General features: G+C 71.5%; 21 protein-coding genes. 12 read left to right on the top strand and 9 right to left on the bottom strand.

All coding sequences use genetic code 11. The features are described 5' to 3' along the window. Nucleotides 1-74 precede the first annotated feature (74 nt). Genes AB0D85_RS19805 through AB0D85_RS19795 form a run of 3 tightly spaced genes read right to left on the bottom strand, consistent with a single transcriptional unit; the run spans nucleotide 75 to nucleotide 3,635 of the window. Complete coding sequence (locus tag AB0D85_RS19805; protein ID WP_362321738.1) at nucleotides 75-1,052, bottom strand: ABC transporter permease; 978 nt, start codon at nucleotides 1,050-1,052, stop codon at nucleotides 75-77. Continuing rightward, entirely contained in the window at nucleotides 1,045-2,121 is a 1,077-nt protein-coding gene (locus tag AB0D85_RS19800) for an ABC transporter permease (protein WP_362321736.1), read from the bottom strand. The genes AB0D85_RS19805 and AB0D85_RS19800 overlap by 8 nt, the downstream gene beginning before the upstream one ends. Next, nucleotides 2,118-3,635, bottom strand: coding sequence for a sugar ABC transporter ATP-binding protein (locus tag AB0D85_RS19795; protein WP_362321734.1), 1,518 nt, complete (start codon nucleotides 3,633-3,635; stop codon nucleotides 2,118-2,120). The genes AB0D85_RS19800 and AB0D85_RS19795 overlap by 4 nt, the downstream gene beginning before the upstream one ends. A gap of 254 nt (nucleotides 3,636-3,889) precedes the next feature. On the opposite strand from AB0D85_RS19795, the gene rhaI reads away from it, so the two are divergent. From rhaI to AB0D85_RS19765, 6 genes are all read left to right on the top strand, one after another. Next, nucleotides 3,890-5,050, top strand: coding sequence for an L-rhamnose isomerase (gene rhaI / locus AB0D85_RS19790; protein ID WP_362321732.1), 1,161 nt, complete (start codon nucleotides 3,890-3,892; stop codon nucleotides 5,048-5,050). A 119-nt stretch (nucleotides 5,051-5,169) separates the two neighbouring features. Beyond that, nucleotides 5,170-7,209: a bifunctional aldolase/short-chain dehydrogenase gene (locus AB0D85_RS19785; protein ID WP_362321730.1), complete on the top strand. Its 2,040-nt coding sequence runs from the start codon at nucleotides 5,170-5,172 to the stop codon at nucleotides 7,207-7,209. Next, the gene (locus tag AB0D85_RS19780; RefSeq protein WP_362321728.1) at nucleotides 7,206-8,651 is read left to right on the top strand and encodes a rhamnulokinase family protein; all 1,446 of its coding nucleotides are present in this window, start codon (nucleotides 7,206-7,208) and stop codon (nucleotides 8,649-8,651) included. Before AB0D85_RS19785 ends, AB0D85_RS19780 begins: the two co-directional genes overlap by 4 nt. Nucleotides 8,652-8,721: 70 nt before the next feature. Further along, on the top strand, nucleotides 8,722-9,477 hold the full coding sequence (locus AB0D85_RS19775) for a (Fe-S)-binding protein (RefSeq protein ID WP_362321726.1): 756 nt from the start codon (nucleotides 8,722-8,724) through the stop codon (nucleotides 9,475-9,477). Then, the gene (locus tag AB0D85_RS19770; protein WP_362321724.1) at nucleotides 9,474-10,952 is read left to right on the top strand and encodes a LutB/LldF family L-lactate oxidation iron-sulfur protein; all 1,479 of its coding nucleotides are present in this window, start codon (nucleotides 9,474-9,476) and stop codon (nucleotides 10,950-10,952) included. Before AB0D85_RS19775 ends, AB0D85_RS19770 begins: the two co-directional genes overlap by 4 nt. Further along, nucleotides 10,949-11,608, top strand: a complete 660-nt coding sequence (locus tag AB0D85_RS19765; protein WP_362321722.1) for a lactate utilization protein C — start codon at nucleotides 10,949-10,951, stop codon at nucleotides 11,606-11,608. The genes AB0D85_RS19770 and AB0D85_RS19765 overlap by 4 nt, the downstream gene beginning before the upstream one ends. Here AB0D85_RS19765 and AB0D85_RS19760 read toward each other — a convergent pair. Then, nucleotides 11,581-14,661, bottom strand: a complete 3,081-nt coding sequence (locus AB0D85_RS19760) for a family 78 glycoside hydrolase catalytic domain (protein WP_362321720.1) — start codon at nucleotides 14,659-14,661, stop codon at nucleotides 11,581-11,583. The two genes, AB0D85_RS19765 and AB0D85_RS19760, sit on opposite strands and share 28 nt — an antisense overlap. A 214-nt stretch (nucleotides 14,662-14,875) precedes the next feature. Between AB0D85_RS19760 and AB0D85_RS19755 the strand changes: the two genes are divergently transcribed. Then, entirely contained in the window at nucleotides 14,876-16,030 is a 1,155-nt protein-coding gene (locus AB0D85_RS19755) for a betaine/proline/choline family ABC transporter ATP-binding protein (protein WP_362321718.1), read from the top strand. 33 nt (nucleotides 16,031-16,063) lie between these two features. Here AB0D85_RS19755 and AB0D85_RS19750 read toward each other — a convergent pair whose 3' ends face one another. The 5 genes from AB0D85_RS19750 to AB0D85_RS19730 form a co-directional block, all read right to left on the bottom strand. Beyond that, nucleotides 16,064-16,660: a hypothetical protein gene (locus AB0D85_RS19750; protein ID WP_362321716.1), complete on the bottom strand. Its 597-nt coding sequence runs from the start codon at nucleotides 16,658-16,660 to the stop codon at nucleotides 16,064-16,066. A gap of 42 nt (nucleotides 16,661-16,702) precedes the next feature. Next, a complete protein-coding gene (locus tag AB0D85_RS19745; RefSeq protein ID WP_362321714.1) occupies nucleotides 16,703-17,641 on the bottom strand; it encodes an ABC transporter substrate-binding protein in 939 nt (312 codons plus the stop codon). Continuing rightward, the gene (locus tag AB0D85_RS19740; RefSeq protein ID WP_362321987.1) at nucleotides 17,638-18,309 is read right to left on the bottom strand and encodes an ABC transporter permease; all 672 of its coding nucleotides are present in this window, start codon (nucleotides 18,307-18,309) and stop codon (nucleotides 17,638-17,640) included. Before AB0D85_RS19740 ends, AB0D85_RS19745 begins: the two co-directional genes overlap by 4 nt. Then, complete coding sequence (locus AB0D85_RS19735; protein ID WP_362321711.1) at nucleotides 18,306-18,986, bottom strand: ABC transporter permease; 681 nt, start codon at nucleotides 18,984-18,986, stop codon at nucleotides 18,306-18,308. Before AB0D85_RS19735 ends, AB0D85_RS19740 begins: the two co-directional genes overlap by 4 nt. A gap of 110 nt (nucleotides 18,987-19,096) precedes the next feature. Then, a complete protein-coding gene (locus AB0D85_RS19730; RefSeq protein WP_362321709.1) occupies nucleotides 19,097-19,669 on the bottom strand; it encodes a TetR/AcrR family transcriptional regulator in 573 nt (190 codons plus the stop codon). 136 nt (nucleotides 19,670-19,805) lie between these two features. On the opposite strand from AB0D85_RS19730, the gene AB0D85_RS19725 reads away from it, so the two are divergent. The 5 genes from AB0D85_RS19725 to AB0D85_RS19705 all read left to right on the top strand — a co-directional run bounded on the left by AB0D85_RS19725 (nucleotide 19,806) and on the right by AB0D85_RS19705 (nucleotide 25,200). Further along, nucleotides 19,806-20,663, top strand: a complete 858-nt coding sequence (locus AB0D85_RS19725; RefSeq protein WP_362321707.1) for a MoxR family ATPase — start codon at nucleotides 19,806-19,808, stop codon at nucleotides 20,661-20,663. Then, complete coding sequence (locus AB0D85_RS19720) at nucleotides 20,660-22,051, top strand: VWA domain-containing protein (RefSeq protein ID WP_362321705.1); 1,392 nt, start codon at nucleotides 20,660-20,662, stop codon at nucleotides 22,049-22,051. Before AB0D85_RS19725 ends, AB0D85_RS19720 begins: the two co-directional genes overlap by 4 nt. 308 nt (nucleotides 22,052-22,359) lie before the next feature. Continuing rightward, nucleotides 22,360-23,511: an FAD-binding oxidoreductase gene (locus tag AB0D85_RS19715; protein WP_362321703.1), complete on the top strand. Its 1,152-nt coding sequence runs from the start codon at nucleotides 22,360-22,362 to the stop codon at nucleotides 23,509-23,511. After that, a complete protein-coding gene (locus AB0D85_RS19710; RefSeq protein WP_362321701.1) occupies nucleotides 23,508-23,807 on the top strand; it encodes a (2Fe-2S)-binding protein in 300 nt (99 codons plus the stop codon). Before AB0D85_RS19715 ends, AB0D85_RS19710 begins: the two co-directional genes overlap by 4 nt. Further along, nucleotides 23,800-25,200, top strand: a complete 1,401-nt coding sequence (locus AB0D85_RS19705) for an FAD-dependent oxidoreductase (protein ID WP_362321699.1) — start codon at nucleotides 23,800-23,802, stop codon at nucleotides 25,198-25,200. Before AB0D85_RS19710 ends, AB0D85_RS19705 begins: the two co-directional genes overlap by 8 nt. The last annotated feature ends 15 nt before the right edge of the window (nucleotides 25,201-25,215 follow it).

The following is a 25,215-nucleotide window of genomic DNA, read 5'->3' as shown; positions in this document are numbered from 1 at the left end:
AGTAACGGCTGTGGAGGCGCCCCCTCTTGGGGGCGCGAGGAACTGCGCGACCAGCCACATACGGCCCGCAGCATTCAGACGGTCTTGGCCGCCCTATGCCTGGCAAGCGAGATCTGACGGGCAACCCGAGGCCCAAGCACCGAGACAACCAGCAACACACCGGTCACGACGATCTGGGACTGCGCGGAGACGTTCAGCAGGCTCATCACGTTCTGGAGCGCCCCCAGCAGGAACACCCCCGCGATCGCCCCACCGAGCGTGCCCTTGCCACCGTCGAAGTCGATGCCACCGAGCAACACCGCGGCCACGACGCTCAGTTCGAGCCCGGTCGCGTTGTCGTAGCGCGCACTGGCGTAGTGAAGGGCCCAGAACACCCCCGTCAGGGAGGCCATGAACCCCGTGGCGACGAACAGGATCAGCTTGTTCCGCTTCACCCGGATGCCGGCGAACCGCGCCGCCTCCTCACTCGCCCCCACCGCGAACAGCGACCGCCCGAACGGCGTGGCGTGCAGCACCACCACGGCGATCGCCAGCAGCACCACGAACGGCAGGAAGGCCTGCGGCAGAAACGTGTTGCCGAGCCGGCCCGCCGCGAAGTTCAGATACTGCGTGGGGAAGTCGGTCACCGCGTCGGAGCCGAGGACGATCTGCGCGATGCCCCGGTAGGCCGCGAGCGTGCCGATGGTGACGGCGAGGGACGGCAGCCCCAGCCGGGTCACCAGCAGCCCGTTGACCAGTCCGCAGACCACACCGAGCAGCAGGCAGAGCGGGATGATCGTCTCGATGGCCATGCCCTCGTTCCAGAGCTTGCCCATGACCGCGCCCGAGAGGCCGGCGGTCGAGGCGACCGAGAGATCGATCTCCCCGGCGACGACGAGGAGTGTCATCGGCAGCGCGATCAGGGCGATCGGCAGCGTGTTGCCGATCAGGAACGACAGGTTGAGGGAGTTCCCGAAGCCGTCCACGAAGCCGAACGACAGCAGCAGGAGGACGATCAGCAGCGCGCCGACGACGGTGTCCCAGCGGACCGCGCGCGTCAGGGAGTCAGGCATGGTCGGCGTTCTCCTTGCTGGTCGCGGCAGTCCTCTTGAGCGCCGACTTCTTCTTCAGCGCGGCCGCCACCCGCAGCGCGACGATCCGGTCCACGGCGATGGCGAGCAGCAGCAGGAAGCCGTTGATGGCGAGGACCCACACGGAGCTCACCCCGAGCGCGGGCAGCACGCTGTTGATGGAGGTCAGCAGCAGCGCGCCCAGCGCGGCGCCGTACACGCTGCCGGAGCCACCCGTGAAGACCACTCCGCCGACCACCACGGCGCTCACGACGGTGAGTTCGAAGCCGTTGCCGGTGCCGGAGTCGACGTTCCCGAACCGGGCCAGGTACATGGCCCCGGCCAGTCCGGCGAGGGCGCCGCAGAAGGTGTACGCGGTGAGGATCCGCTTGCGCACGGGGATGCCGGCCAGCCGGGCGGCCTCGGGGTTGGAGCCGAGGGCGTACAACTCCCGTCCGCTGCCGAAGTGTTTGAGGTAGTAGGCGGTGGCGACCAGGACCACCAGGGCGATCAGCGCCAGCCACGGGATCGCCGAGAGTCCGCCGGAGCCGAAGTCGACGAAGGAGCCGGGGAGATCGGCGGCGGTGATCTGCCGGGAGCCGACCCAGATGGAGTCGACGCCCCGGATGATGTACAGCGTGCCGAGGGTGACGACGAGCGCGGGCACCTGACCGAGGCTGACCAGCAGGCCGTTGAGCAGTCCGCAGCCGATGCCGAGGAGGACGGCCAGGACGATCGCGACGACCGTGTTGCCGCCGCCGTGCAGATAGTCGCCGGCGGCGAAGGCGGTGATGCCGAGGGTGGAGCCGACGGACAGGTCGACGTTCCGCGTGATCACCACCAGGGACTGGCCGGTGGCGACCAGCACCAGGATGGTCGCGTTGAGCAGCAGGTCCTTGATGCCCTGTTCGGAGAGGAACTCGCTGTTGCCGGCCTGGGTGACGGCGATCATCACCAGGAAGACGACCAGGATGGCGAGTTCGCGCATCTTGAAGACACGGTCGACGAGCCGGGTCCCGCTGGACCCGGGCGCCTCGGCGAGGGGGGTCTGTTCGGAGGTGGTCACCGTCATGCGGCGGCCCTCCCCGTGGCTGCGGCCATCACGGTTTCCTCGCTGGCTTCGGAGCGCGGGATCTCTGCGGTGATCCGGCCCTCGTGCATCACCAGCACGCGGTCGGCCATGCCGAGGATCTCGGGCAGGTCGGAGGAGATCATCAGTACGGCGACCCCGTCGGCCGCCAACTCGCCGAGCAGCCGGTGTACTTCGGCCTTGGTGCCGACGTCGATGCCACGGGTCGGCTCGTCCACGATCAGCACCTTCGGTCCGGTCGCGAGCCACTTGGCGAGGACGACCTTCTGCTGGTTGCCGCCGGAGAGCGTGGAGACCGCGTCGGCGATACGGGCGTACTTCACCTGGAGCCTGACCGCCCAGTCGAGCGAGCGGCTGCGCTCGGCGCCCCGGTCGACGAGGCCGGCCTTCACCGTCGTACGCAGTCCGGTCAGGCCGATGTTCCGCTCGATGGACATGTCCATCACCAGGCCCTGGGCGCGCCGGTCCTCGGGGACGAGGGCGAGGCCCGCGGACATCGCGACGGACGGCGCGCCGTTGGTCAGCTTCCGCCCCTTGACCTCGACCTCGCCCGCGTCCCAGCGGTCGACGCCGAACACGGCCCGGGCGACCTCGGTCCGGCCGGCGCCGACCAGCCCGGCGAGGCCGACGATCTCGCCGGCGCGCACCTCGAAGGTGACGTCGGTGAAGACCCCCTCCCGGGTCAACCGCCGTACGCTCAGGGCCACTTCGCCGGGGCGGACGTCCTGCTTGGGGTACAGCTCGTCCAGGTCCCGGCCGACCATCCGGCGTACGAGGTCGTCCTCGGTCATACCGTCGAGGAGTTCGCTGGCGATCCACGCGCCGTCCCGGAGCGTGGTGACCCGCCGGCAGATCTGGAAGATCTCCTCAAGGCGGTGCGAGATGAAGAGCACCGCCGCGCCCTGTTCGCGCAGGGTGCGGACGACACCGAAGAGACGGGCGACCTCGCTGCCGGTGAGGGCCGCCGTCGGCTCGTCCATGATCAGGACCCGGGCGTCGAAGGAGAGCGCCTTGGCGATCTCCACGATCTGCTGGTCCGCGATGGACAGGCCACGGGCGGGGCGGTCGGGGTCGAGGGCGACCCCGAGCCGCTTCATCAGGGCGGCCGTGGCCGCGCGGGTGGCCTTGTGGTCGATCCGGCCGAGCGCCCTGCGGGGCTGGCGGCCCATGAAGATGTTCTCGGCGATCGACAGGTCGGGGAAGAGCGTGGGTTCCTGGTAGATCACGGCGATTCCGGCGTCGCGGGCGTCGCCGGGGCCGTGGAAGACGACGGGCTCGCCGTCGAGCAGCACCTGGCCGGCGTCCGGTCGGTGCACTCCGGCGAGTGTCTTGATCAGCGTCGACTTGCCCGCGCCGTTCTCTCCGGCGAGGGCGTGCACCTCGCCGGGGAACAGCTCCAGGGAGACGTCCCGCAGGGCGCGCACGGCACCGAAGGACTTGGACACGTCCTTCAGTGCCAGCACCGGGGCCGGTCCCGTGTCGGACGGGTGGGTCATGGGGGCTCCTCGACGACACCGGCGAGACGGTCCGCACCGACCCCACGGCATCGTGAAAGGTTTCAACTGGATTGCCGGGACCGTAGGCACCACGGGCATGTCACGTCAATGGGTCCGTGTCGAAAAAATTTCGATAGTCGAAGGTCACGGCGGAGTCACGGAAGACAGGGTTGGTCGGAGTGCTTGACACCCCTGCGGTGGGCTCGTACTTTGCCGTTCTGAATCGTTTCATCATTCACCCCGGGAGCCCCTAAGTGACCGACCTCGTCGCGGTGAAGGCCGCGCTGAAGACCCAGGCCGTCGAGACGCCGTCGTGGGCGTACGGAAACTCGGGGACCCGTTTCAAGGTGTTCGCCCAGCAGGGCGTGCCGCGCACCCCGAAGGAGAAGCTGGACGACGCGGCGCAGGTCCACGCGGTGACCGGGGTGGCACCGACGGTGGCGTTGCACATTCCCTGGGACAAGGTGGACGACTATGCGGACCTCGCCAAGCACGCCGAGGAGCGCGGGCTGAAGCTGGGGGCGATCAACTCCAACACCTTCCAGGATGACGACTACAAGCTGGGCAGCATCTGCCATCCCGACGCGGCGGTGCGGCGCAAGGCCGTCGGTCATCTGCTGGAGTGCGTCGACATCATGGACGCGACGGGGTCGAAGGACCTGAAGCTCTGGTTCGCGGACGGCACGAACTATCCCGGCCAGGACGACATCCGGTCGCGGCAGGACCGGCTCGCGGAGGGGCTGGCCGAGGTGTACGCGCGGCTGGGCGAGGGGCAGCGGATGCTGCTGGAGTACAAGCTCTTCGAGCCGTCCTTCTATACGACGGACGTTCCGGACTGGGGCACGGCCTACGCCCACTGTCTGAAGCTGGGGCCGCAGGCGCAGGTCGTCGTCGACACGGGCCATCACGCGCCGGGCACCAACATCGAGTTCATCGTCGCCACGCTGCTGCGGGAGGGGAAGCTCGGGGGGTTCGACTTCAACTCGCGGTTCTACGCGGACGACGACCTCATGGTCGGGGCCGCGGATCCGTTCCAGCTGTTCCGGATCATGTGCGAGGTGGTGCGCGGGGGCGGGTTCACCTCCGAGGTCGCCTTCATGCTCGACCAGTGCCACAACATCGAGGCGAAGATTCCGGCGATCGTCCGGTCGGTGATGAACGTGCAGGAGGCCACGGCGAAGGCGTTGCTGGTGGACCGGGGTGCGCTGGGGGCGGCGCAGGCCGCGGGGGATGTGCTCGCCGCGAATGCCGTGCTGATGGATGCGTACGACACGGATGTGCGGCCGTTGCTTCGGGAGGTGCGGGAGGAGATGGGGTTGGATGCCGATCCGCTCGCCGCGTATGCCCGGTCCGGGTGGGCCGAGAGGATTGTTGCTGAGCGGGTCGGGGGGCAGCAGGCGGGGTGGGGGGCGTAAGCGTCTGCCCTGATCTGTTTCGTCGCGGGCTGCGGGCCGGTCGTGGCTGGTCGCGCAGTTCCCCGCGCCCCTGAAGGGGCGCACCATTCCCCCGTACGTTCAAGAAGTCAAGGACCTTCATGACCACCCATCCCGAAGCCGCCGCCCTCCTCTCTCGTTCTCATCGGCTCGGTGCCGATCCTCGTAATACGAACTACGCCGGCGGCAACGCGTCCGCCAAGGGCGTCGCCACCGACCCCGTGACCGGTGGCGACGTCGAGCTGATGTGGGTGAAGGGGTCCGGGGGTGACCTGGGTACTCTCACCGAGGCGGGGCTCGCCGTGCTGCGGATCGATCGGCTTCGTGCGCTCGCCGGCGTCTATCCGGGCGTCGACCGCGAGGACGAGATGGTCGCCGCCTTCGACTACTGCCTGCACGGCAAGGGCGGCGCCGCTCCCTCCATCGACACCGCGATGCACGGGCTCGTCGACGCCCCGCACGTCGATCATCTGCACCCCGACTCCGGGATCGCGCTGGCGTGCGCGGCCGACGGGGAGAAGCTGACCGCCGAGTGCTTCGGGGACAGCGTGGTGTGGGTGCCGTGGCGGCGGCCCGGGTTCCAGCTGGGGCTGGACATCGCGGCCGTCAAGGCGGCCAACCCGCAGGCCGTCGGGTGCGTCCTCGGCGGGCACGGGATCACCGCCTGGGGCGACAGCTCCGAGGAGTGCGAGCGCAACTCGCTGCACATCATCCGTACCGCCGAGGCCTTCCTCACCGAGCGTGGCAGGGCGGAGCCCTTCGGGCCCGTCGTCGAGGGGTACGGCGCGCTGCCCGAGGCCGAGCGGCGGGAGCGGGCCGCCGCCCTCGCGCCGTACGTCCGTGCCCTCGCCTCCCAGGACCGGGCGCAGGTCGGGCACTTCACCGACTCCGAGGTGGTCCTCGACTTCCTGGCGCGGGCCGAGCACCCGCGGCTGGCGGCGCTGGGGACCTCGTGCCCGGATCACTTCCTGCGGACCAAGGTACGGCCGCTCGTGCTCGACCTCCCGCCGACCGCGCCCCTGGACGAGGCGATCGCCAGGCTCAAGGAGCTGCACGCCTCCTATCGCGAGGAGTACGCCGCCTACTACGAGCGGCACGCCCTGCCCGACTCCCCCGCCATGCGCGGGGCCGATCCGGCGATCGTGCTCGTGCCCGGCGTCGGCATGTTCAGCTTCGGCAAGGACAAGCAGACCGCCCGGGTCGCGGGCGAGTTCTATGTCAACGCCGTCAACGTGATGCGCGGGGCCGAGGCCGTTTCGACGTACGCGCCGATCGAGGAGTCGGAGAAGTTCCGGATCGAGTACTGGGCGCTGGAGGAGGCCAAGCTCCGGCGGATGCCGAGGCCGAAGGCCCTGGCGACCCGGGTGGCGCTGGTGACGGGGGCCGGCAGCGGGATCGGGAAGGCGATCGCGCACCGGCTGGTGGCCGAGGGGGCCTGTGTCGTCGTCGCCGATCTCAACGCGGAGGGCGCGGCCGCGGTCGCCGAGGAGCTCGGCGGGCCCGACAAGGCGGTCGCCGTCACCGTCGACGTGACCGACGAGGAGCAGATCGCCGCCGCGTTCCGGACCGCCGCGCTGGCCTTCGGCGGGGTGGACCTGGTGGTCAACAACGCCGGGATCTCCATCTCCAAGCCGCTGCTGGAGACGTCCGCCAAGGACTGGGACCTGCAGCACGACATCATGGCCCGCGGCTCCTTCCTGGTGTCGCGGGAGGCGGCCCGGGTGATGATCGCGCAGGGGCTGGGCGGTGACATCGTCTACATCGCCTCGAAGAACGCCGTGTTCGCCGGGCCCAACAACATCGCCTACTCGGCGACGAAGGCGGACCAGGCCCATCAGGTGCGGCTGCTGGCCGCCGAGTTGGGCGAGCACGGGATCCGGGTCAACGGGGTCAACCCCGACGGTGTGGTGCGGGGGTCCGGGATCTTCGCCGGTGGATGGGGCGCTCAGCGGGCCGCCGTCTACGGGGTGGAGGAGTCGAAGCTGGGCGAGTTCTACGCACAGCGGACCATCCTCAAGCGGGAGGTGCTGCCCGAGCACGTGGCGAACGCCGTGTTCGCGCTGACGGGCGGGGAACTCACCCACACCACCGGGCTGCACGTGCCCGTCGACGCGGGTGTGGCAGCCGCGTTCCTGCGATGAGCCGCCCCAGGTCCTATGCCGCGGTCGACCTGGGCGCGTCCAGTGGGCGGGTCATGGTCGGCCGGGTGGGTCCGGACTCGCTGGAGCTGACCGAGGCGCACCGGTTCACGAACCGGCCGGTGCGCGTACCGGAAGGGCTGCGGTGGGACGTACTCGCCCTGTACGCGGGCGTGTTGGAAGGACTGCGGGCAGCAGGTCAGGTGGACTCCGTCGGACTCGACAGCTGGGCCGTGGACTACGGGCTGCTGGACGCCGACGGGGCGCTGCTCGGCAACCCGGTGCACTACCGCGACGCCCGGACCGAGAGCGTCGCCGAGAAGGTGTGGGCGACCCTGCCGGCGGCCGAGCTGTACGGCCGCACCGGGCTCCAGTACGCGCCCTTCAACACCCTCTACCAACTGGTCGCCGCCCGGTCGAGCGCCCAGTTCGCCCATGCCGAGCGGCTGTTGCTCATCCCCGACCTGCTGTCGTACTGGCTGACCGGCGAGCAGGGCACCGAGCTGACCAATGCCTCCACCACCCAGCTGATCGATCCCCGGACCCGCGACTGGTCGTACGAGGTCGCTGACCGGATGGGCATCGACCTCGGGCTGTTCGCGCCGCTGCGGCGGCCCGGCGACCCGGCCGGGGTGCTGCGGCCCGAGGTGCTCGAGGAGACGGGGCTGACCGGACCGGTGCCGGTGACCGCCGTCGGCTCGCACGACACCGCGTCGGCCGTGGCCGCCGTACCGGCGGCCGGTGAGCGGTTCGCCTATATCTGCACCGGTACCTGGTCGCTGGCCGGCCTTGAGCTGACGGCGCCCGTGCTGACCGAGGAGAGCCGGGCCGCCAACTTCACCAACGAGCTGGGGCTCGACGGCACGGTCCGCTATCTCCGCAACATCATGGGACTGTGGCTGCTGCAGGAGTGCGTACGGGCCTGGGGCGACCCGGACCTGGGCGGGCTGCTGCGGGAGGCGGCCACCGTGCCGGCGCTGCGGTCGGTGGTGGACGCGGGGGACGCCGTGTTCCTGGCCCCCGGCCGGATGCCGGAGCGGATCGCCGAGGCGTGCCGGGCCTCCGGGCAGCCGGTGCCGCGGACGCCCGGGGAGATCACCCGGTGCATTCTCGACTCCCTGGCGCTGGCCCACCGGCGGGCCGTGGCCGAGGCCCAGCGGCTCGCCGATCATCCGGTCGACACCGTGTACGTGGTGGGCGGCGGCACCCGCAACGCGCTGCTGTGCCAACTCACCGCCGACGCCTGCGGGCTGCCGGTGGTGGCGGGCCCGACGGAGGCGGCGGCTCTCGGGAACGTGCTGGTCCAGGCCCGCGCGCACGGTCTCGTCGGCGACCTCGCCGACATACGGCGGCTGCTCACCCGTACCCAGCCGCTGACCCGGTACGCGCCACGCGGCGACACCGCCCGCTGGGCGGCGGCCGAGGCGCGACTCGCCACGCGGTGACCGGGTCTCCCGCTCCTCACCCTGTCCTACTACGCTGCACTCATCCGATGATCGACCTCTAGGAGCCGCGATGCGTGTCGCTCTCTTCCTGACCTGCGTCAACGACACGCTCTATCCGGACACCGGCCGTGCCGTGGTGAAACTCCTGACCAGGCTGGGCGTCGAGGTCGATTTCCCGATGGCCCAGACCTGCTGCGGGCAGGCCCACTACAACACCGGATACCGCCATGAGGCGGAGCCGCTGGCCCGCCATTTCTCCGATGTCTTCGGGGAGTACGAGGCGATCGTGACCCCGTCCGGCTCGTGCGGGGCGATGGTGCGGGAGCTGTATCCGAGGATGGGCGAGCGGGCGCGGGCGGAGGGGCGTGGCGGCGGTCTCGCCGAGGTGCTCGCGCCGGTGGTGCCCAAGACGTACGAGCTGACCGAGTTCCTGGTGGACGTGCTGGGGGTGACGGACGTGGGGGCCTGCTACCCGCACAAGGTGACCTACCACCCCACCTGCCACGGACTGCGGAGTCTGGGGCTCGGCGACCGCCCGCGCCGACTGCTCCGGGCCGTGAAGGGGCTGGAGCTGGTGGAGTTGCCCGGAGCGGAGGAATGCTGCGGATTCGGTGGCACCTTCGCGCTGAAGAACTCCGACGTCTCGGCGGCGATGGGTGCCGACAAGGTGCGCAACGCCGAGTCGACCGGCGCGCAGGTGCTGTGCGCCGCTGACAACTCCTGTCTGATGCACATCGGCGGGACCATGACGCGGCTCGGCACCGGGATGCGGCCGGTGCACATCGCGGAGATCCTGGCGAGCACGGAGGAGGAGCCGGCCGTATGAGCGGGACGTTCGTGGGAATGCCGGCCTTTCCGACCGCCGCGCGCGAGGCCGTCAACAACCAGACCCTGCGCGGGAATCTGCGCCATGCCACGCACACCATCCGCGCCAAGCGGGCCAGGGCCGTCGCCGAGGTGTCGGACTGGGCGGAGCTGCGGGAGGCCGGCAAGCGGATCAAGGACCACACCCTCCGCCATCTCGACCGCTATCTGGTCCAGTTGGAGGAGTCGGTGACGGCGGCGGGCGGTACGGTCCACTGGGCGGCGGACGCCGACGAGGCCAACCGGATCGTGACCCGACTGGTCGAGGAGACCGGTGAGTCGGAGGTCGTGAAGGTCAAGTCGATGGCCACGCAGGAGATCGGGCTGAACGAAGCCCTCGAAGCGGCGGGCATCCGGGCCTACGAGACCGATCTCGCCGAGCTGATCGTGCAGTTGGGCAAGGACCGGCCCTCGCACATCCTCGTCCCGGCCATCCACCGCAACCGGGGTGAGATCAGGGACATCTTCCGGCGCGAGATGGGCGAGTGGGGGCGCCCGGCCCCCGAGGGGCTGACCGACACCCCCGCCGAACTCGCCGAGGCGGCCCGGCTCCATCTCCGCGAGAAGTTCCTGCGCGCCAAGGTGGGCATCTCCGGCGCCAACTTCATGGTGGCCGAGACCGGCACCCTGGTCGTCGTCGAGTCCGAGGGCAACGGGCGGATGTGCCTGACCCTGCCCGAGACGCTGATCTCGGTCGTCGGCATCGAGAAGATCGTGCCGGCCTGGCGGGACCTGGAGGTCTTCCTGCAGACCCTCCCCCGCTCGTCGACGGCAGAGCGCATGAACCCGTACACCTCGATGTGGACCGGCACCACCGACGGCGACGGCCCGGAGACCTTCCATCTGGTGCTCCTGGACAACGGCCGCACCGACACCCTCGCCGACGAGGTCGGCCGGCAGGCCCTGCGCTGCATCCGCTGCTCGGCCTGCCTGAATGTATGCCCGGTGTACGAGCGGGCGGGCGGGCACGCCTACGGCTCGGTCTACCCCGGCCCGATCGGCGCCATCCTCAGTCCCCAGCTCCGCGGCACCGCGAGCGAGATCGACGCCTCGCTGCCGTACGCCTCGTCGCTGTGCGGGGCCTGCTACGAGGTCTGCCCGGTCGCCATCGACATCCCCGAGGTGCTGGTGCATCTGCGCGAGCGCGTCGTCGAGGGCGGTACGGCGATCCGGAACGGCAACAAGGTGCTGCTCAAGCCGGCCAAGGGGCATGCGGCCGAGCGGGCGGCGATGCGCGCGGCCCGCTGGGCCTTCTCCCACCCGGCCGCCCTGCGCGCCGGCCAACGGCTCGCCTCCCGCAGCCGACGCCTCCATCCCCGTACGCTGCCGGGCCCCGGCAAAGCGTGGAGCGGGACCCGGGACCTGCCCGCCGTACCGGCGGAACCCTTCCGCGACTGGTGGCAGCGGACCGACGGCGGAAAGGGCGGTGCGAAGTGAGCAGCAGGGAGCGGATCCTGGGCCGGGTGCAGCGGGCGCTCGCCGATGCCCGGGGCGAGGACGCGCCGGTCGAGCGGGCCTATCTGCGGGAGCACGGCGCGCGGAGCGTCGAGGAGACGGTGGATCTGCTCGCCAAGAACCTGGCGGACTACCGGGCCCTCGTGCACCGCTGCACGGAGGGCGAACTGGCCTCCGTGGTAGGGCGGTTGGTCGCCGAGCGGGGTGCGCGGCAAGTGGTCGTGCCGACGGGACTGGCCCCGGAATGGCTCGCGGCGACCGGTGCCGAACAGGTCCCCGATCGCGCGGAGAGCACCCCGGACGAGCTCGACCGGGTCGACAGCGTGGTCACCGGCTGCGCGGTCGCCGTCGCCGAGACCGGCACCATCGTGCTGGACGGCGGCCCCGACCAGGGCCGCCGCCGCGTCACGCTCGTCCCCGACCACCACATCTGTGTCGTCCGGGTCCCGGACCAGGTCGTCTCCTCCGTGCCCCAGGCCCTCGAACGCCTCGACCCGGCCCGCCCGTTGACCTGGATCTCCGGGCCGTCCGCGACCAGCGACATCGAGCTGGACCGGGTCGAGGGGGTGCACGGTCCGCGCACCCTGGAGGTGGTGCTCGTCAGCGCCGATCAGTCGAGCGACGAGGTCAACTCATAGCTCCCGGAGGGTAGTTCGTACTCGGCGGTGCCGTCCGTGAAGCCCTTGTAGGTGACCCCTGGGACACGGGACAGCGGGGTGCGGCCCTCGCGGACGGTGCCGGGGTCGGCCGAATGGATGCGCAGGGTCGCCGTGCTGTTCGCCGGGACGGTTGCGCGGTGGGTGAGTTGACGGTCCGTCACCTGCCATGCGCTGACGATCTCGCCGTACGGGGAGAGATGCGAGCCGGAGACCTGGGTGATCCTCCCGGTCGGGTCGAGGTGCGGTCGCAGGAAGAAGTGCTTGAAGCCGGGGTTGGCCGGGTCCTTGGCGATGCCGGCCATGGACTCGTACATCCACTCCATGATCGCGCCGTAGGAGTAGTGGTTGAAGGAGTTCATCTCGACCGGGCCGAAGCCGTCGGCCTTCGAGTACGAGTTCCAGCGCTCCCAGACCGTGGTGGCACCGTTCTTCACCGAGAACAGCCAGGACGGCATGGCGTCCTGGTGCAGGAGCTTGTAGGCGAGTTCGGGGTGGCCCTCGTCGGTGAGAACGGGGGCGAGGACGTTCACGCCGAGGAAGCCCACGGAGAGGGTGTTCTCGGCGTAGTCGACGCGGGTGCTGTCGGGGTGGGCCGCCTTGTAGGCCGCGTCGTTGCCGATGTTGTCGGCGAGCAGGGTGACCAGTTGGCGGCGCTGGGCCTCGGTGTCGTAGAAGCCGAGCTTGAGGACCCAGAGCAGGGCGGTCTGGGCGTTGTCCTCGGTCTTGCCCGCGCTGTTGCCGGGGGTCCAGGGCGGCGGGTCGCCGAGGCTGGAGCGGAGGGTGAGGTCGCCGCTGGTGGCGTCGGTGGCCAGGTACTTGGTGATGAACGCGCGCTTGATGTGGGCGAACAGCTGCTCGTAGGCGGCGGTTTCGGCGGTGCGGCCGGTGGCGCGGGCCATGTCGGCCATGAGGCGGGTGCTGTGGCCGTAGTAGACGTCGCTCATCAGCTGGGTGCTGGTGATCTGGAAGGCGAGCCAGTCGCCGAAGATGGCGCCCTGGCCGGAGTAGGTGTCACCGGTCCTGTGCTGGATCCAGTCCAGGTACTTGGTCATCGCCGGCCAGCAGTGGTCGATGATCGTGGTGTCGCCGGACATCTGCCAGACGGTCCACGGCACGACCACCCCGCAGTCGGCCCAACCGCTCGCCGGGACGGGCTGGTTGTAGCGGTTGCCGGGGGCGACCCAGGTGAACTGGGCGCCGTCCAGGCCGTAGATCTTCTGCGAGTCGATGAGGTTGTCGGCGAAGTGGCTGAGGAAATTGACGGCGTCGGCGTTGTAGAGGCCGGTGTGGGAGAAGAGCTGGGTGTCGCCGGTCCAGCCGAGGCGTTCGTCGCGTTGCGGGCAGTCGGTGGGGACCCAGAAGTAGTTGCCGCGCTGGCCCCACCGCACATTGCTGATCAGCTGGTTGACCGTGTCGTCGTCGGTGGCGATCGCGCCGGTGTCGTGGATCGCGGAGGTGGCGACCTTGCCGGTGAAGGAGGTGACGGTGACCTTCTCGGTTGCGGTGACGGAGGCGTAGCGGAAGCCGTAGAAGGTGAGGGAGTCCTGGTGGGTCTCGCCGTTCCGGTCGCCCTTGAGGGTGTAGGTGCTGGTGGCTTTCGCGGTGCGCAGGTTGGCCCGGTAGACCGAGCCGACCGGGCCGTCCGCGCCCGCACTGGCGTCGTTGAGCATCTCGCCGAAGCGAAAGGTGACTTCGGTGCCGGCAGGGCCGCGCAGTGTGTAGCGGGGGACGCCGACCATGTTCTGGCCGAGGTCGAAGATGGCGGTCTCGCCGGGGGCGATGGTGACGGGGGCCGTGGCGGCCTCGGCCGGGTCGGTGACCGTCCGGGACGGGTCCACGACGATCTCGCCCCTGCCGTCGCCGGTCACGCCGGTACTGACGGTGACGGAGTGCGGTCTGCGGTCCCACTCGGGCATCAGCCGGGCGCTTTCCCCGGGGTGGGCGACCAGCTGTGCGTCGGGGAACTTCGCCGCGAATCCGTTGAGTTCGACGGACGACCAGGCGGAGGCGTCGAAGCCGTTCGCCGTCCAGCCGGGCAGCTCCTTGCGGGCGTCGTAGGTCTGGCCGTCGTAGATGTCGTCGGCCCGGTAGGGGCCGGTGTCGGTGGCGCGCCAGTCGTCGCCGGGTTCGGTGACGACCGACTGGGTGGTGCCGTCGGCGTAGGTGATCAGCAACTTGGCCTTCAGGGCGAGGGAGTTGCCGTCCGCCGAGTAGTAGGTGCTGCCGTCCGAGACCCGGCTGTTGTACCAGCCGTTGCCCAGCACGGCGGCCAGGGTGACCTGCCGCTCCCCCGCCACCAGACGCGTGACGTCGTAGGTCAGATAGCTGATCCTGGCGTCGTAGTTCGTCCAGCCCGGTGCCAGCAACTCGTGGGTGCTGCCGCCTCCTTGGGGCACCCCGACGCGCTGCCCGTTGACATGGGCGTCGTACACGCCCAGCGCGGAGACGTAGAGCCGGGCTTCGCGTACCGCGCGGCCGGTGAGGGCGGTCTGGCGGCGGAGCAGCGGGGCGCCCGCGCTGTTCGGCTGTTTGCCCGCCATGCCGATCCAGCGGGCGCCGTCCCAGCCGGTGACGCCGTCGGTGCTCAGCAGGCCTGTCTCGAAGCGGGCGGGGCGGGAGGTGGTGGCGCGGCCGTCCTCGTGCCAGACCGTGACGGTCCAGTCGTAGCGGGTGGAGGCGGCGAGGGCAGGGCCGGCGTAGGGCACGGCGACCGAGTCGGACGACGTGACGCGGCCGCTGTCCCAGACCTGCGCACCGCCCCGGGTGACCCGGACGCGGTAGGCCGTCTGGTGGCGGCCGCGGACCGGGGAGGCGGTGTGCCAGCCGAAGCGCGGGCGCCGCGCGTCGACGCCGAGCGGGTCGGTGCGGTGTTCGACCGTCAGACCGGTCACGGACCTGTCGCCGCCCGAGGGGGCGGCCGCGGCCGTGCCGATGCCGCCCGCCATCACCATCGGGACGGCCCCGAGCGCGGTGGTGAGGACGGTCCTGCGCCGGACGCCTTCGTGGTCGCCGCTGTGTACTCCGTCAGTCATGCCGTCATCCCTTCGGCCAGTCGGAGTTGTATCGATTCAGATCGATCGACGGTTGAAGGTAGTGGCTCCGGTGACACGTGTCGACCGGCCGAGCAGCACGAATTTCCCACAGTTTCCAACAGCCGCCGGATCCGGCCAGCCCCGTGAAGATCGAGTTGAAACTTTTCAGAACCGGAGTCGCGCACCTCGCCAGGGCCCCGACTAGCGTGGGGGAATGATCCGGTTCGAGCAGGTCACCAAGCGGTATCCGGACGGTACGACGGCCGTGGACGGCCTCTCCTTCGAGGTGGCCGAGGGCGAACTCGTCACCCTCGTCGGCCCGTCCGGCTGCGGCAAGACCACGACCATGATGATGGTCAACCGGCTCATCGAACCGACCTCGGGCCGCGTCTTCGTCGACGGCGAGGACATCGCGCAGGTCGATCCGGTCCGGCTGCGCCGCCGGATCGGCTATGTCATCCAGCAGGTGGGCCTGTTCCCGCACCGCACGGTCCTCGACAACACCGCGACCGTCCCGGCCCTGCTCGGCTGGAAACGGGGCCGGGCCCGCAGCCGCGCCGCCGAACTGCTCGAACTGGTGGGCCTGGACCCGAAGACGTACGGTCCGCGCTACCCGGACCAGCTCTCCGGCGGTCAGCGGCAGCGGGTCGGCGTGGCGCGGGCACTGGCGGCCGACCCTCCCGTGCTGCTGATGGACGAGCCGTTCGGCGCGGTCGACCCCGTGGTGCGGGAGCAGTTGCAGGACGAGTTCCTCGGCATGCAGGCGGCCGTGCGCAAGACGGTGCTGCTGGTCACGCACGACATCGAGGAGGCGGTGCGGCTCGGCGACCGGATCGCGGTGTACGGGCAGGGGCGTATCGAGCAGTTCGACACGCCCGGGGCGGTGCTGGGGACGCCTGCCACCCCGTACGTCGCCGGGTTCGTGGGCGCCGACCGGGGTCTGAAGCGGCTGTCGGTGACCGAGATCCAGCCGGACGACCTGGAGCAGCCGCCGGTCGCCCGCCCGGACGAGTCCGCCGGGAGCGCCGCCGAGCGGATGCGGGCCGAGGGCGCCCGATGGGCCGTGGTCCTGGACGCGCACGGCGATCTGCACGGCTGGGTCGGCCTCGACGAGCTGGCGGCGGGCGGCACGGTCGGGGAACTCGCGCACCGGATGACCGCGTGGGTGCCGGTGGGCGCCCCGCTGAAGCAGGCGTTCGGTGTGATGCTCCAGTACGACGCCGGGTGGGTCGCGGTGCTTGACGGCTCGCGCTTCCTCGGTGTGCTCACCCCGGCCAAGCTGCACGAGGCGCTGCGCCGCTCGGTGGACGCGGATGCGCGCGGGGTCTCGCGAGGCCAGGTGCCGTTCGACTCGGTGTCGGACGCCTGACCGGCGGCACGGCCGGCCGTCGCCCGGTGTGCGTCAGCAGTACGTCATCGGGCAGCCGCGGCGCAGTGAGTGCTGGGCGGCCCGCAGGTACAGCGCGACGTAGAAGGCGGTGTCCAGGTCCTCGCCCCAGGGCCCGGGCCGGGCGGCAGCCGTGTCCTGCGCCTCCCCTTCCAGGAACCACGTGGTCAGATCGAGGTTGTCGCAGGCCTCCGGTATCGCTTCCACGGGGAGCCGGATCGCCGTCACCAGCCGCTGTGCGAGTGCCAGCATCTCGGGAGCACCGGCGATCACCGTCTCGTCGTCGTAGGCGGAGCTCAGGGGCAGCCGGATCTCCTCGTCCAGGGAGAACGGCACCAGTACCGACCAGCCCAGCAGCAGCTCGTACTCCTGCGGTGTCAGCCGCTCCCGGCACAAAGCGCCGAACCCGTCCATGGACGGCACCAGCTTCTCCTCGAACGACAGCCCCGAGCCGCGCACGAAGGCGGCCGCCTCGGGCACCGACTCGTACGGCGCGAGTCCGCGCCGTCGCAGCTCCTCGTTGAGCGCCAGGGCCAGGACGCCCTTGCCGCCCTCGTCCTCGTCACCGTCGAACCACTCCTGCGCGGCGACACTCACCAGATAGATCCCCATGCCCCGAACGTACCGCCCGCCACTGACAACAGGCGCCGGCCGTCACTTCACCAGGCCCTTGTCCTGCAGATACGTCCGGGCGACGTCCGAGGCGAGTCGCCGCCAGCTGTCGACCTCCTGGTTCATGGCGGCCAGGTCGGCCGTCGTCAGGACGTCGTTGAGCCTGCCGAGCGCCCTGGTCACGCGCTCGCTCCCGGCGCGGGAACGGTTGACGACCGGGACGACGTAGTCCGCGTTCTGCAGGTGCTTGTCGTCGGCGAGGAGGACCAGGCCGAACTGGTCGAGGGTCGCGTCCGTGGTCGTGGTCAGCACCATCTGGTCCTGCCCGTTCTGCACGGCCCGCTTGGCCTGGGTGGTCCCTACGCCCTTGGGGTCCACGCCGGTGATGTCGATGCCGTAGACCTTCTTCAGCCCCGGTTCGCAGTACGGCCGTTGGACGCATTCGTCGCCCGCCGCGAGCCGTACCGCCAGTCCCGAGGCGCCGAGGTCGCTGAGGGTCTTGAGGTGGTGCTGCCGGGCGTAGGCGACGGTGACCGCGAAGGCGTTCTGGTCCACCGCCTTCCCCGGGTCGAGGACCGTGAGGCCGCGGGGCTCGGCGAGACCGCGCAGTGCCTTCATCGTGGCGTCGAGGTCGGGCGATCCCACGGGGGGCGCGTCGGCGCCGTTGGTCTTGGCGTCGAGCCAGTCGGCGAAGGTGGCCGCGTACTCGGGGACGACGTCGATCTGCCCGGATTCCAGGGCGGGTTCGTACAGTTCGCGGTTGGCGACGGTGATGAGGGAGGTCTGGTAGCCGGCCTGGTTCAGCAGCTGCGCGTACATCTGGGCGAGCAGATCGCTCTCGGTGAATCCGGCGGAGCCGATGGTCAGGTGCCTGCTGTCGCCGGGGGGTGCGGTGACCTGGCCGCGGTTCTCCAGGGAGGGGCCGGTGGTGCAGGCGGTGACGGTGAGGAGTACGGCGACGGCCGCCGTACGGAATCTCATCGCGAGCCCCGCACCCACACCGGGGCGAGCCGTTCGGCGAGTTCGAAGACGCCCTCGACGATCAGCGCGAACACCGCGACCAGGATCGCACCGGCGACCACCATGGGCGTACTGGCCAGGTTGAAGCCGGCGGTGATGATCCGGCCGAGTCCGCCGCCGCCCGCGAGTGCGGCGACGGTGGCGGTGGCGACGAGCTGGACGGCGGCGATCCGTACCCCGGTGAGGACCATGGGGAGCGAAAGGGGCAGTTCCACGTGAAACAACATCTGTCGCCCGGTCATCCCCATCCCCCGCGCCGCCTGCACGATGCTCCGGTCGACCTCGCGCATGCCGACGTAGGCGTTGGTGAGCAGGGGCGGGACGGCGAACAGCACCAGGGCGACCACCGTGGGGCCCTCGCCCCATCTGCCGATCGGGGTCAGAAGCAGCAGGACCAGAACGGCGAAGGTGGGGACGGCCCGGCCGACGTTGGAGATGTTCACGGCGAGCGCGCCGCCCCTGCCGAGGTGGCCGAGGACCAGGGCGACGGGGAGTGCGATCAGGCAGCTGATCACGAGGCAGACGACGGTGAGGACGAGGTGCTGGAGCAGCCGGTGCCCGATCCCGTCGTCGCCCGACCAGTGCGCGGAGTCGGTGAGCCAGGCCCAGGCGTCGGCGAGCGTCTTCATCCGCGGGCCGCCCGCGTCCACGGGGTGATCAGCCACTGCACCCCGAGCAGCAGCAGGTCGGCGGCGACGGCGATCACCACGCACAGCACGGACGCGGTGAGGACCTGGGCCTTGAAGTAGGTGTTCATACCGGCGTAGATCAGGTTGCCGAGTCCGCCGAAGCCGACGATCGCGCCGACGGTGACCAGGGAGACCGCGGAGACGGTGGCGATGCGCAGGCCGGCCATCGCGGCGGGCAGGGCGAGGGGCAGTTCGACCGTGAGGAGGAGGCGGATCGGGCCGTAGCCCATGCCTCGGGCGGCCTGCCGGGTCTCCTCGGGGACGGCCCGCAGGCCCGCGAGGATGTTCCGGACGAGCAGGGTGAGTGAGTAGAGCACCAGTCCGGCGATCACCAGGGTCGCGGAGAGGCCGTACACCGGCAGGAGCAGGGAGAACATCGCCAGGGAGGGGATGGTGTAGAGGATCGTGGTGACGCCGAGGACGGGGCCGGCCGACCAGCGCGAGCGGCGGGCCAGCACCGCGAGCGGGACGGCGACGACCAGGCCGATCAGCACCGAGACCGCCGTGAGCCGCAGGTGCTGGCCGACCGCGTCGAGCAGGATCTGGCGGCGGCTGGACAGATAGGCGCCGCAGATCCACTCGTTGCGCGCGAGGCAGTCGTTCGGAGGCGCGGTCACGCGTCCATTGCACCGGGCGGGCGAGCGGCACGGCGCGTTGTGGTGACCCGTCCGGGTCGGCGCCGGGAGCTGCGCCGGAAGGCCGACGCGGCAGGCGTCCACGCCGCGGGTCAGCGCATGCCCGCCGCGTCCATCAGCGCGCCGGCCGTCCCGGTGACCAGGCCGTCGTCGAGGTGCTCGATGCGGGCGCCGGCGCGGGCGCTGGCCCCGTCGAAGATCAGCATCAGCTGCCGGGCGAGGACGGCCGGATCCGCCGCGCCGCCTTCTTCGGCCCACGCCCGGAAGAATCCCTCCAGCCGGTCCTTGACCTGATGGGCCACCACGCTCGCCGGATGCTCGACGTCCTTCAGCTCGACCAGGACGGCGAGGTAGGGGCACCCGTGGTACTCCGGCGTCACGGAAGCCTGCTCCAGCCGTTCGAAGACGAACAGGATCCGCTCGCGGGGCGTGGCCCCCTCGGCGTCCGGGGCCGTGAGCTGGGCCTCGTACCAGGGCCTGCGCCGCTCCAGGCTGGCGGCGAGCATCTCGTCCTTGCTGTCGAAGAGCTGGTACATCGACCGCTTCGAGACCCCCGCGGACTTGCACAGCGCCTCGACGCCGATGGAGACACCGTCGCGGTAGAAGAGCTGGGCGGCGGCGTCGAGCAGCCTGTCCCGGGGGGACGCCTTGTCCGTGGTGGTCATACCGCCGAGGTTACCGCGCGGGAGCCAGTTGGGAAACCGATCGGTATACAGGGTGGCAGGCTCGCTGAACAAGCGCTTAGATAGGGACTCTGACCTGTTGAACGGGCTCGTCCCGCGACCTTCACCGGAGGCCCCGTTGTTCACTTCCGTCGACGACGTCTCCGCCCGCCTCGCGGAGACCGGCTATCTCGCCTCCCCCGCCGTCGCCACCACTGTCTTCCTGGCCGACCGGCTGGGCAAGCCGCTCCTCGTCGAGGGCCCCGCCGGGGTCGGCAAGACCGAGCTGGCGAAGGCCGTGGCCGAGGTCGCCGGCGCCCGCCTGGTACGGCTGCAGTGCTACGAGGGCGTCGACGAGTCACGGGCGCTGTACGAGTGGAACCACGCCAAGCAGCTGCTGCGCATCAGCGCGGGCCGGGACGAGAGCTGGGACGAGACCCGCACCGACATCTTCAGCGAGGAGTTCCTGCTCCCCCGCCCGCTGCTCACGGCGATCCGGGGCGACGACCCGAAGGTGCTGCTGATCGACGAGACCGACAAGGCCGACGTCGAGGTGGAGGGCCTGCTCCTGGAGGTGCTCAGCGACTTCCAGGTGACCGTCCCCGAGCTGGGCACGGTCACCGCGACCCGCCGCCCCTTCGTGGTCCTCACCTCCAACGCCAGCCGCGAGCTGTCCGAGGCGCTGCGCCGCCGCTGTCTGTTCCTGTACATCGGGTTCCCGGACGAGGAACTGGAGCGCCGGATCGTACGGCTGAAGGTGCCGGGCCTCACCGAGGCGCTCACCGAGTCGGTGGTCCGGGTGGTCGGGGCGCTGCGCGCGATGGACCTGCGCAAGGTGCCGTCGGTGGCCGAGACGATCGACTGGGCGCGCACCCTGCTGGCGCTGGGTGCCGACACGCTGGACGAGCAGGTCGTACGGGACTCCCTGGGCGTGATCCTCAAGCACCAGGACGACATCCAGAAGGCGGCCGCCAAGCTGGACCTGGACGCGCTGTGAGCACTCCGGCCGACGCCCGGGCCGACCGCGTCGACCGCGTCGACCTCGCCGAGCGGCTGACCGGGCTGGTCGGGGCGCTGCGGGCGCACGGGGTGCGGGTCGGCACCGGGGAGAGCGTGGACGCGGCCCGGGCGGTCGAGGCGCTGGGCTTGGCCGAGCGGGAGCCGCTGCGCGAGGGGCTGGCCGCGACCCTGCTGCACGGCCCCGGCCAACGGGCCGTGTTCGACCAGGTCTTCGACCTCTACTTCCCGCGCGGGGTGGGCGGTCCCGGCACCGACCCCACTGACCGCGACGAGCTGCGGGACCGCCTCGCGGTCGCGCTGGCCGACGACGACACCGCGCTGCTGCGGCAGTTGGCGGCCGAGGCCGTGGACGGCCTGGGCGGATACGGGAGTTCGCCGGGTTCGGACGGCTGGTCGTCGTACCAGACACTGGACCGGCTGCGGCCGCAGACGCTGCTGGCGCGGGTGCGCGCGGATGTCCGCGCGCGGGGCGGACACGGCGCGGGGTTCGCGGACCGGCTGCTCGACGACGAGATCCGGCGGCGGATCGAGGCGTTCCGGGGCATGGTCGCGGCGGAGGCGCGGCGGCGGGTCGCCGAGCGGCGCGGGCGCGACCAGATCGCCCGGCGGGCGGTGGCGCCGAGCGCCGACCGGGTGGACTTCCTGTCCGCCGGGCGGGACCAACTCACCGAGCTGCGCAGGGCGGTTCAGCCACTCGCGCGAAAGCTGGCGACCCGGCTGGCCGCGCGCCGCCGCCGGGCCGCGCGGGGCACCATCGACCTGCGGCGCACCCTGCGCGGCTCGCTGTCGACCGGCGGGGTGCCGATGCGGCCGGTGCTGCGCCGGCGCCGGCCGGTCCGCCCCGAGCTGGTGCTCCTGTGCGATGTGTCGGGCTCGGTGTCGGGGTTCTCGGACTTCACGATGCTGCTGGTGCAGGCGCTGCACGACCAGTTCAGCAAGGTCCGGGTGTTCGCCTTCGTCAACCGCATCGACGAGGTGACCGGCCTGCTGGAGCACGGCCGGGCCGACCCGGAGGGTCTCGGCGCGCGGATCCGCGCGGAGGCGACGCTCACCGGCTGGCACGGCAGCAGCGACTACGGCATGGCACTGGGCGAGTTCGCGGAGCGGTACGGCGCCGCGGTGGGTCCGCGCACCACGGTGTTCGTGCTCGGGGACGCCCGCACCAACAACCTCGACCCGAACCTCGCCGCCGTCCGGCGCATCGCCCAACAGGCGCGCCGCGTCTACTGGTTGAACCCTGAGCAGCACTCCCTGTGGGGCACCGGCGACTCGGCCGCACCCGGCTACGCGGAACTGGTGGAGATGCACGAGTGCCGCACGGCCCGCCAGCTGAGCGGACTGATCGCACGGCTCCTCCCGGTGTGACACCGGAGCAGGTCACAGAAGAGGGTGCCGTCACCCGCGCACGGTGACGGCACCCGGTGACCGTGGCGACGGCCGACGGGGGCAGGAACAACGTCCCAGGCAGACACGGGAATTCGGACCGGCCGTGGCCGACGACCGTATGGCCGACGGCGAGGTCGAAGCCGAAGCCGAACCGGTCGGTGTCGATCCGGACAATGCCGATCCCGCGCGGCGCGCCGTGCCTTCCCGGTGGGCGCGGTGGAGGGTCTCGGGCCGGTCGCCCCGTCGGCGGTATTCCCCGGTCCGGTGCAATGTGACATATTACTGCCGTGAGCATGCGACTGACCTGCGATGTCGTGGTCGTCGGGGCGGGCATGGTGGGCGCCGCATGTGCGCTGTACGCCTCTCGGGCGGGCCTGGACGTCGTCGTGGTGGACCGTGGTCCGGTGGCCGGCGGTACGACGGGGGCGGGCGAGGGCAATCTGCTGGTCTCCGACAAGGAGCCCGGGCCCGAACTCGAACTCGCCCTGCTGTCGGGCCGGTTGTGGACCGACCTGGCCGAGGAGCTGGGTGACCGGATCGAGTACGAGCCCAAGGGCGGGATCGTGGTGGCCTCGGAGCCCGCGGGACTCACCGCCCTGGCGGAGTTCGCGGCCGGGCAACGGGCCGCCGGGGTGACGGCACAGACCGTCGACGCGGACCAACTCCGCGAGCTGGAACCGCACCTGGCGCCCGGCCTGGCCGGCGGAGTGCGCTACCCCCAGGACGCCCAGGTCATGCCGACGCTGGCCGCCGCGCATCTCCTGCGGGCCTCGGGTGCCCGGCTGTCGACCGGCCGGACGGTGACGGAGGTGCTGCGCGGCGCCGGCGGTGCCGTACGCGGTGTCCGCACCGACCACGGCGAGATCCACGCGCCGGCCGTGGTGAACGCGGCCGGGACCTGGGGCGGCGAGCTGGCCGCCCTCGCCGGTGTGCACCTTCCCGTCCTCCCCCGGCGCGGCTTCGTCCTGGTCACCGAGCCGCTGCCGCGCCGGGTACGGCACAAGGTGTACGCCGCCGACTATGTGGCCGACGTGGCCAGCGACTCGGCCGCGTTGCAGACCTCGCCGGTCGTCGAGGGCACGGCGGCCGGGCCGGTCCTGATCGGCGCGAGCCGTGAACGCGTGGGTTTCGACCGGTCGTTCTCGCTGCCGGTCCTGCGGGCGCTGGCGGCGGGCGCGACCCGGCTGTTCCCGTTCCTGTCGGACGTCCGGGCGATGCGCGGCTATCCGGGCTTCCGCCCGTACCTGCCGGACCATCTGCCCGCGATCGGCCCCGACCCCCGCGCCCCCGGTCTCTTCCATGCCTGCGGGCACGAGGGCGCGGGCATCGGACTCGCCACCGGCACCGGGCAGTTGCTCGCCCAGGTGCTGAGCGGCAAGGCCACGGAGCTGGATCTGACGCCGTTCCGTCCCGAGCGTTTCACCGAGGAGGCCGCGTGAATCCGCTGGAGCTGGCCCGGGCCCGGCCGGGTCCCGCCTTCGCCGTCACCTTCGACGGCCGGGAGATCGAGGCGCTGCCCGGCCAGACGGTCGCGGCCGCGCTCTGGGCGGCCGGTGTCACGTCCTGGCGGACCACCCGCGGCCAGGGCCGTCCGCGTGGGGTCTTCTGCGGGATCGGCGTCTGCTTCGACTGCCTGGTCACCGTCAACGACCGCGCCAACCAGAGGGCTTGTCTGGTGCCCCTGCACCCGGGCGACGCGATCCGTACGCAGGAGGGCACGGGACACGATGACTGAGCGCCCCCACCTCGCCGTGATCGGCGCGGGCCCGGCCGGTCTCGCCGCCGCCCTGGCCGCGGCCCGGCCGGGTCTGCGCGTCACCCTCGTCGACGCGGCGCCCGAGGCGGGCGGTCAGTTCTACCGCCAACCCGCCGCCGGGCTCGGTGCACGCCGCCCGCAGGCCCTGCACCACCACTGGCGCGACCGGCAGCGGCTGCGCGACGGACTCGACCGCCACATCACAGCCGGGCACGTCACGCATCTGACGGACCATCATGTGTGGTTCGTGGAGCGGCGGGCCGCGGGTTTCACCGTGCACGCGCTGCTCGGTCCGGAGCAGGAGGAACCCGTCGAGGTCCGCGCGGACGCGGTGCTGCTCGCCACCGGCGGCTACGAGAAGGTGCTGCCCTTCCCCGGCTGGACGCTCCCCGGTGTCGTCACGGCGGGCGGTGCGCAGGCGATGCTCAAGGGCGGGCTGGTGCTGCCCGGCCGTACGGCCGTCGTCGCCGGCACCGGACCGCTGCTGCTGCCCGTCGCGGCCGGACTCGCGGCGGCGGGCGCCCGGGTGGCGGCGCTGGTGGAGTCCGCCGACCCACGGGCCTTCGTACGGCGGTCCCCGGCGCTGGCCGCCCAGCCCGCCAAGCTCGCCGAAGGCGCCCGGTACGCGGCCCGGTTGCTACGGCACCGGGTGTGCACCCTGGTCCACCACACCGTGGTCGAGGCGCACGGCGACCGGCGGCTGGAGTCGGTGACCGTCGCCGCGCTGGACGCCGAGGGCCGGGTACGGCCGGGCACCCGGCGGCGCATCGACTGCGACACCCTGGCCGTGGGGCACGGCATGCTGCCGCACACCGATCTCGCCCAGGGTCTCGGCTGCCGTATCGACGGCGTCGCGGTGTACGTGGACGACGAGCAGCGCACCGAGGTGCCGGGGGTGTGGGCGGCGGGCGAGGCCACCGGCATCGGCGGCGCGGTCCTGGCCCTCGCGGAGGGGCACATCGCGGGGCGGTCGGCCGCCGCGCGGTTGTCGGGTTCGGCGCCCGATCCGCGGGGATGGGCGGGTGCCGCCAAGGCCCGCACCGGGCTGCGGAGGTTCTTCGCCACACTCGACGACGCCTACGCACCACCCGCCCACTGGGCCGAGCAGGTCACCGACGACACGGTGGTGTGCCGCTGCGAGGAGGTGACGGGCGGGGCGGTCCGCCGGGCCGTGACCGAGCTGGGCGCCGGGGACGTGCGGACGGTCAAGCTGCTCACCCGGGCCGGGATGGGCTGGTGCCAGGGCCGGATGTGCGGGTCCGCGGTCGCCGGGCTCGCCGGGTGCCCGGAGACGGCGGCACGCGGACCGTTCGCCCGGCCGGTACCGCTGGGCGTGCTCGCACAGGCCGGTCATGACGACGAACAGCAGTGATATGTCACACCTCAC

Origin of the sequence: Streptomyces sp. NPDC048277 (assembly GCF_040652235.1) — a bacterium.
In the GTDB taxonomy this organism is placed as follows: Bacteria; Actinomycetota; Actinomycetes; order Streptomycetales; family Streptomycetaceae; genus Streptomyces.
This window is presented reverse-complemented; position numbering and strand designations above follow the sequence as displayed.